Consider the following 6383-nt stretch of genomic DNA (forward strand, 5'->3'; position numbering starts at 1 on the left):
GGCGGGCTCCTCGCGGGTCAGTCGCGGCGGTGCAGCTCCCATGCCAGATCCAGCAGCTCCCGGGCGGAGTCGGCCCACGTGTGCTCCCGGATCCGGTGCAGTCCCGCCAGCACGCGCTCGCGGGCGAGCCCCGGGTCCGTGAGCTCGCGCACCCGGGCGGCGAACGCGGCGTCGTCGTCCGCGGGGGCGTATCCGGCGGCGTCGCCGGCGACCTCGTGGAAGATCGGCAGGTCGGAGCACACGACCGGCGCGCCCTGGGCGAAGGCCTCGACGAGCGGCAGGCCGTAGCCCTCCGCGCGGGAGGCGGTGACGAGCGCGGCGCAGGTGGTGAGCAGCTCGCGGTACTCGTCCTCGCTGACACCGTGGTGGAAGATCACCTGCGCGCCCTCCGGAATCCGCGAGCGCAGCTCGGCCTCGCGGGCGGGGGTGATGCGGGAGAGCAGGTGCAGCGTGTGCCCGGGCAGGTGGGCCATGGCCCGCACGAGCGTCTCCACGTTCTTGTAGGGCAGGAACGAGCCCATGTACACGAGGTCTGTGCCGCGCCGCGCCAGCCGCTCGAGGGCCTGGTCCTCGGGGATGCCCGACGACGGCGCCGCGTTGGCGACCACGCGCACCTCGCGCTTCGTGAGGTGGTGGGCGAGGATCTGCTCGCGCGAGGTCTCGGAGACCGTGGCCACGGCGTCCGCGCGGTTCAGGGTCAGCCGCTGCGGCCACCACGCCGCGTGGTAGGCGCGCCAGCCCCACTGCACGGGCAGCGGCAGGTCACCGGGGGGCTGCGGGTGGTCGTAGTAGATCAGATCGTGCAGCGTGAGGATCAGGCGGTGGCGGCGCCCCAGGGAGCCCATGGTCTGCATGGGGGAGAAGACGACGTCGGGCGCGTACCTGGTCAGGAGGGCGCCGGTGAACACCTCCGCCGGGGAGGTCACCGACGGCCCCGTGATGGTGGGCAGCTCCGGGAAGAAGCGGCGCTGGGCAGGGTCGCTCACGAGGGCGCACAGCCGGACCCGCGGATCCTCGCGCACGGCGTGCGCGGTGGCGGTGAGCAGCTCGGCGCTGTAGCGGCTGATGCCGTCGTGGTGGTCGGTGCGGATGTAGCGGGCGTCGAAGAGCAGCTTCACCGGTTCTCGTTCTCCCGTGGTCCGCGTGCCCGTGCCTCGCGGTCGAGCTGACCCTCGCCGTCGTGGCCCGCGACCGCCGGGAGCATGCCCGTGAGCTGGTCCGGGGTGGAGGCGGTGGTGTCCGCGAAGGGCAGGCGGTCGTAGCCCTCGAGCGGCTCGGGGGCGGGGGAGGCGAGGAACTCCTCGATGAGCTGCGCGGCCACGAGAGGCGTCTCGTAGTGGATCAGGTGACCCACCCCGGGGATGATCTTCAGGCTGTGGCTGCGGATCCAGCTGGCCATGGTCCGTTGGGAGTCCACGGAGCCGAGGTCGTCGAGCTCGCCCACGACCAGCAGCGTGGGCATGCTCAGCTGCATCGCGACCTCCGCGACCGTGCGGGAGATCGAGGCCTGGTAGGCCTGGCTGAGGACCTCCCTGTTGGCGAACGCGTTGAAGTAGGCCTGGTGCTGGCGCAGGGCGTAGCGCTTGACCTCCGGGTCATCGGACTTGACCATCACGTCCGTCATGAGCTTGACCACGGTGTTCGAGGACAGCAGGGAGGTTCCCAGACGCTTCGGAAGCGAGGCCCCCACCCCGTAGTACAGCTCCGTGAGCTTGGTCAGCCGCCTCTGCGAGCCGGCGAGCGGTGGCTGGGAGATGGGGTTCACGAGCACGAGCCGCTCCACCATCTCCGGGTAGGCGGCGGCGAAGTGGGCGGCCACGGTGGAGCCGAAGGAGTGACCCAGCAGCACGACGCCGGTCCCGGAGTCCGGGGACACGGCGTCGTCGGTGAGGGCGGAGACGAACGCCCGGGTGAACTCCACGTAGTTGGCCACCGAGTGCTCGCGGTCCGGGAAGGGCTCGGAGCGCCCGAAGCCGGGCAGGTCCGGGACGACCACGTGGTACTTCTCCCGCAGGGCGCTCGCGATCAGCTGCAGCCCGTGGTGGTCGCCGCGGAAGCCGTGGAGCATCACAAACAGGGGTTTGCGCTCCTTGTCCGCGTCGTAGAACCAGTACCGCACGCGGTAGCCGTCCAGCTCCACGCTGCGCCGTTCTGCGTAGGGGTTGTCCACGGGGCCTCCAGTCGTCCGGGTTCAGCGCACCCATGGTAGCGGTGGCGCATGGGAACGGACGGCGCGGCGGGCTGGTCTAAACTATGGGGGATCCCCACACGTTCGAGTTGGCGGCGCACGGCCCCGCTCGAGACCGGGGTGAGCGCGGATCCCGGCCCACCCCCAGCGAACCCTGAAGGCGAGGCACGTGAGCGAGCAGAGCACCCCGGAGGCGGGCACCGACTACGACACCCGGAGGATCGAGGACACCTGGTCCGGCTACTGGGAGCGCCACCGGGTCTTCGCACCCCTGGACGACGGCTCCCGGCCGCGGCGCTACGTGCTCGACATGTTCCCCTACCCCTCCGGTGACCTGCATATGGGCCACGCGGAGGCCTTCGCCATGGGGGACGTGGTCTCCCGCTACTGGCTGCACCGCGGCTACGACGTGATGCACCCCATCGGCTGGGACTCCTTCGGGCTGCCCGCGGAGAACGCCGCCATCAAGCGCGACGCCCACCCCGCCGAGTGGACCTACCGCAACATCGACACCCAGCGCGAGTCCTTCAAGCGCTACGCGATCAGCGTGGACTGGGACCGTGAGATCCACACCTCGGACCCCGAGTACTACCGGTGGACCCAGTGGCTGTTCCTGCAGTTCTACTCCCACGGTCTCGCCTACCGGAAGGACTCCCCGGTCAACTGGTGCCCCAAGGACCAGACCGTGCTCGCCAACGAGCAGGTGGTCAACGGGCTGTGCGAGCGCTGCCACACCCCCGTGACCAAGAAGTCCCTGAACCAGTGGTACTTCAAGATCACCGACTACGCCCAGCGGCTGCTCGACGACATGGCCGAGCTCGAGGGCCACTGGCCCGAGCGCGTGCTCGCCATGCAGCGCAACTGGATCGGGCGCTCCGAGGGTGCGCACGTGAACTTCGTGATCGAGGGCGCCCCCGCCGAGGGCGCGGACCCCTCCGACACCTCCGGGCGCACCGTCACCGTGTTCACCACCCGCCCGGACACCCTCTACGGCGCCACGTTCTGCGTGGTCGCCGCAGACGCCCCCATCGCAGCGGAGATCGTGGCCCCGGAGCAGGCAGAGGCGCTCGCCGCGTACCGCGAGGAGGTCAAGGCGCTGTCGGACATCGAGCGCCAGGCCTCGGACCGTGAGAAGACCGGTGTGTTCCTGGGCCGCTGGGCCGTGAACCCGCTGACCGGGGAGAAGCTGCCGGTGTGGGCCTCGGACTACGTGCTCGCCGACTACGGCACCGGCGTCATCATGGCGGTGCCCGCCCACGACCAGCGTGACCTGGACTTCGCCCGCGCGTTCGACCTGCCCGTGCGCACCGTGCTGGACACCGGCGAGGAGGACCCCTTGGTCACCGGTGTGGCCGCCGTCGGCGACGGCACGCTCGTGAACTCCGGGCCGCTGGACGGGCTGCCCAAGGCCGAGGCGCTGGACAAGGCCATCGAGATCGTGACCGAGGCCGGCACCGGCGAGCGCCACGTGAACTTCCGGCTGCGCGACTGGCTGCTGTCCCGGCAGCGCTTCTGGGGTGCACCCATCCCGATCATCCACTGCGGTGCGTGCGGCGAGGTGCCGGTGCCCGAGGGCCAGCTGCCGGTGCGGCTGCCCGAGGACCTGCGCGGCGAGCAGCTGGCGCCCAAGGGGCAGAGCCCGCTCGCGGCGGCGTCGGAGTGGGTCAACGTCGAGTGCCCCGCGTGCGGCGGTCCCGCCAAGCGCGACACCGACACCATGGACACGTTCGTGGACTCCTCCTGGTACTACCTGCGCTACGCGTCCCCGCAGGACGAGACCGCGCCGTTCGAGCGTGCCGCGGTGGACCGGTGGCTGCCGGTGGACCAGTACGTGGGCGGTGTGGAGCACGCGATCCTGCACCTGCTGTACTCGCGGTTCTTCACCAAGGCCCTCTACGACTTCGGGCTGGTCGGGTTCACGGAGCCGTTCAAGGCGCTGCTGAACCAGGGACAGGTGCTCAACGGCGGCAAGGCGATGTCCAAGTCCCTGGGCAACGGCGTGGACTTGGGCGAGCAGCTCGACGAGTTCGGCGTGGACGCCGTGCGCCTGACCATGGTCTTCGCCTCCCCGCCGGAGGACGACGTCGACTGGTCGGACGTCTCGCCCCAGGGCGCCCAGAAGTTCCTCGCCCGCGCGTGGCGCCTCGCGCAGGACTGCACGTCGGACCCCGCCGCACCGTTCGCCGACGGTGACCGGGCGCTGCGCGGCACCACCCACAAGACGGTGGTGGACTCCGAGCAGCTGCTGGACTCCGGGAAGTTCAACGTGGTCATCGCCCGCACCATGGAGCTGGTCAACGCGGTGCGCAAGGCCATTGACTCCGGCTGCGGTCCCGCGGATCCCGCCGTGCGCGAGGCCGTGGAGGCTGTCACGATCCTGCTGAGCCTCGTGGCGCCCTACACCTCCGAGGACATGTGGCGCCTGCTGGGCCACGAGGACTCCGTGGTGCGCGCCCCGTGGCCCACCGTGGACCCCGCGCTGCTCGTGGAGGACACCGTGACCGCCGTCGTGCAGGTCAAGGGCAAGGTCCGCGACCGCCTGGAGGTCCCCGCGGACATCTCCGAGGCGGACCTGGAGACCGCGGCCATGGCCTCGGAGACGGTCCAGCGGCTGCTCGCGGACGCCACGGTGCGCAAGGTGATCGTGCGCGCACCCAAGCTCGTGAACATCGTGGTCTGATGACCGCCCACGGTTGCCGGAGCCCGTCCCCAGACTCGCACGAGTGGCAGGGCGGGCTCCGCCCGTTCTCGGGGCCCGGTCATGAACCGCGGTCCCACCCGCACCCGGGGCTGCGCACGGACTGCAACGCCCCGCGGGAGCGACAGGGCTGGCAGCCGGGCCCCGTTACTTCGCCCTCCGGGCCCGACGCCGCCGCGCCCCGCCGCGTGGCGGTCGTCACCGACAGTGCCGCGGCCCTCCCCGCCTCCTGGGTCCGTGCGTTCGAGGCCGCCCCAGGGTTCGCGCTCGTGGACATGCCCGTGCTCATCGACGGGCAGCTGCGCACCGAGGACGAGTCGGACACGCTCTCCTCGCTCGTCGTGGCGCTCGCCGAGGGAAAGCCGGTGACCACCTCGCGTCCTGCACCGGGTGCGCTGCGGGCCGCGTACCGGCGCTTCGAAGCGGAGGGCTCCGACGCCGTCGTCTCCGTCCACCTGTCTGGGGAGCTCTCCGGCACGGTGGGTGCGGCGCGAATCGCCCGGCAGGAGATCGGGATCCCTGTGCGGATCGTGGACACCGCTAGCGCGGGGCTCGGGCAGGGACTGGCGGTGCGCGCGGCGCTGGAGGCGGCGGCGTCGGGGGCCGGGATCGACGACGTCGCCCAGGCCGCCCGCGAGGCCGCCCAGCGTGCGCAGGTGCTCATCCAGGTGCGATCGCTGGAGACGCTGCGCCGCGGCGGGAGAATCAACCCGACTACGGCGATGGTGGGATCCATGCTGCAGATCAAGCCGTTGCTGAGCCTGTCGGAGGGGAAGATCGTCACCGTGGAGCGGCCGGTGTCCTTGGCGAAGGCGCGGGCGCGGTTCATGACGCTCGTGGGGGAGGCGCTTGCCCACGCGGAGCCCGAGCGGCCCGTGCTGTGCGTGCATCACGTGGCCGATGCGAACGGGGCACGGGAGATCGGCGAGGTGCTGCGGGACCGCTACCGCCCCGAGGCCGAGCTGGTGATCAGCGACTTGCCGCCCGTGCTTAGCGCGCACGTGGGGCTCGGGACGAAGGCCGCGGTGGTGGAGGGGATTGCTGCTGATGCGTGGAGTACGAGTAATACAACGGGGTATTGACACATATGGATAAGTAATGCTATTTCTTAGGGGAATTCCCCCTTCTACCATCCACGCAGCAAACGCTCCTCGAGGTGAGTAACTTATGAAAAGCAATAGACTCTCTAATATATTCGGATATGGAGTTTTGGGGCAATTCTCCTATACTATTAATTATGACGAGGGCACCCCGGGCTTACTTAGATTAATATATGCTCCAAATGGTCGCGGGAAGACAAATTTTTTACGTTCGGTGGCAGCTATATTGACCGGAGACGTGGATTCACTCGAAGCCATAATCGAGATACCGATTCAGGGCGTACGTATTGAATTCGAAGGTGGGGGGTGCATATCCTTTGAGCGGGAGGGTAACCTAATTGGAAATTACGTCGCTTCGGTATTACCAAAAGAATCGGGAGAATGGGTTAAATGGCTC

General features: G+C 69.5%; 4 protein-coding genes. 2 read left to right on the forward strand and 2 right to left on the reverse strand.

Going from position 1 to position 6383, the window contains the following annotated elements:
• Window positions 1-17: 17 nt before the first annotated feature.
• Together KVA01_RS03690 and KVA01_RS03695 are read right to left on the reverse strand one after the other, a co-directional pair.
• A complete protein-coding gene (locus KVA01_RS03690; RefSeq protein ID WP_068467576.1) occupies window positions 18-1118 on the reverse strand; it encodes a glycosyltransferase family 4 protein in 1101 nt (366 codons plus the stop codon).
• Entirely contained in the window at window positions 1115-2170 is a 1056-nt protein-coding gene (locus KVA01_RS03695) for an alpha/beta fold hydrolase (protein ID WP_068467578.1), read from the reverse strand. Before KVA01_RS03695 ends, KVA01_RS03690 begins: the two co-directional genes overlap by 4 nt.
• A gap of 172 nt (window positions 2171-2342) precedes the next feature.
• On the opposite strand from KVA01_RS03695, the gene leuS reads away from it, so the two are divergent.
• Window positions 2343-4868 (forward strand): leucine--tRNA ligase, encoded by a 2526-nt coding sequence (gene leuS, locus KVA01_RS03700; protein ID WP_371858566.1) that lies wholly within the window; start codon window positions 2343-2345, stop codon window positions 4866-4868.
• Between the two features lie 206 nt (window positions 4869-5074).
• Window positions 5075-5968 (forward strand): DegV family protein, encoded by an 894-nt coding sequence (locus tag KVA01_RS03705; RefSeq protein ID WP_233438743.1) that lies wholly within the window; start codon window positions 5075-5077, stop codon window positions 5966-5968.
• Window positions 5969-6383 lie beyond the last annotated feature (415 nt).

This window comes from Kocuria varians, assembly GCF_006539885.1.
GTDB classification, from domain to species: Bacteria; Actinomycetota; Actinomycetes; order Actinomycetales; family Micrococcaceae; genus Kocuria; species Kocuria varians.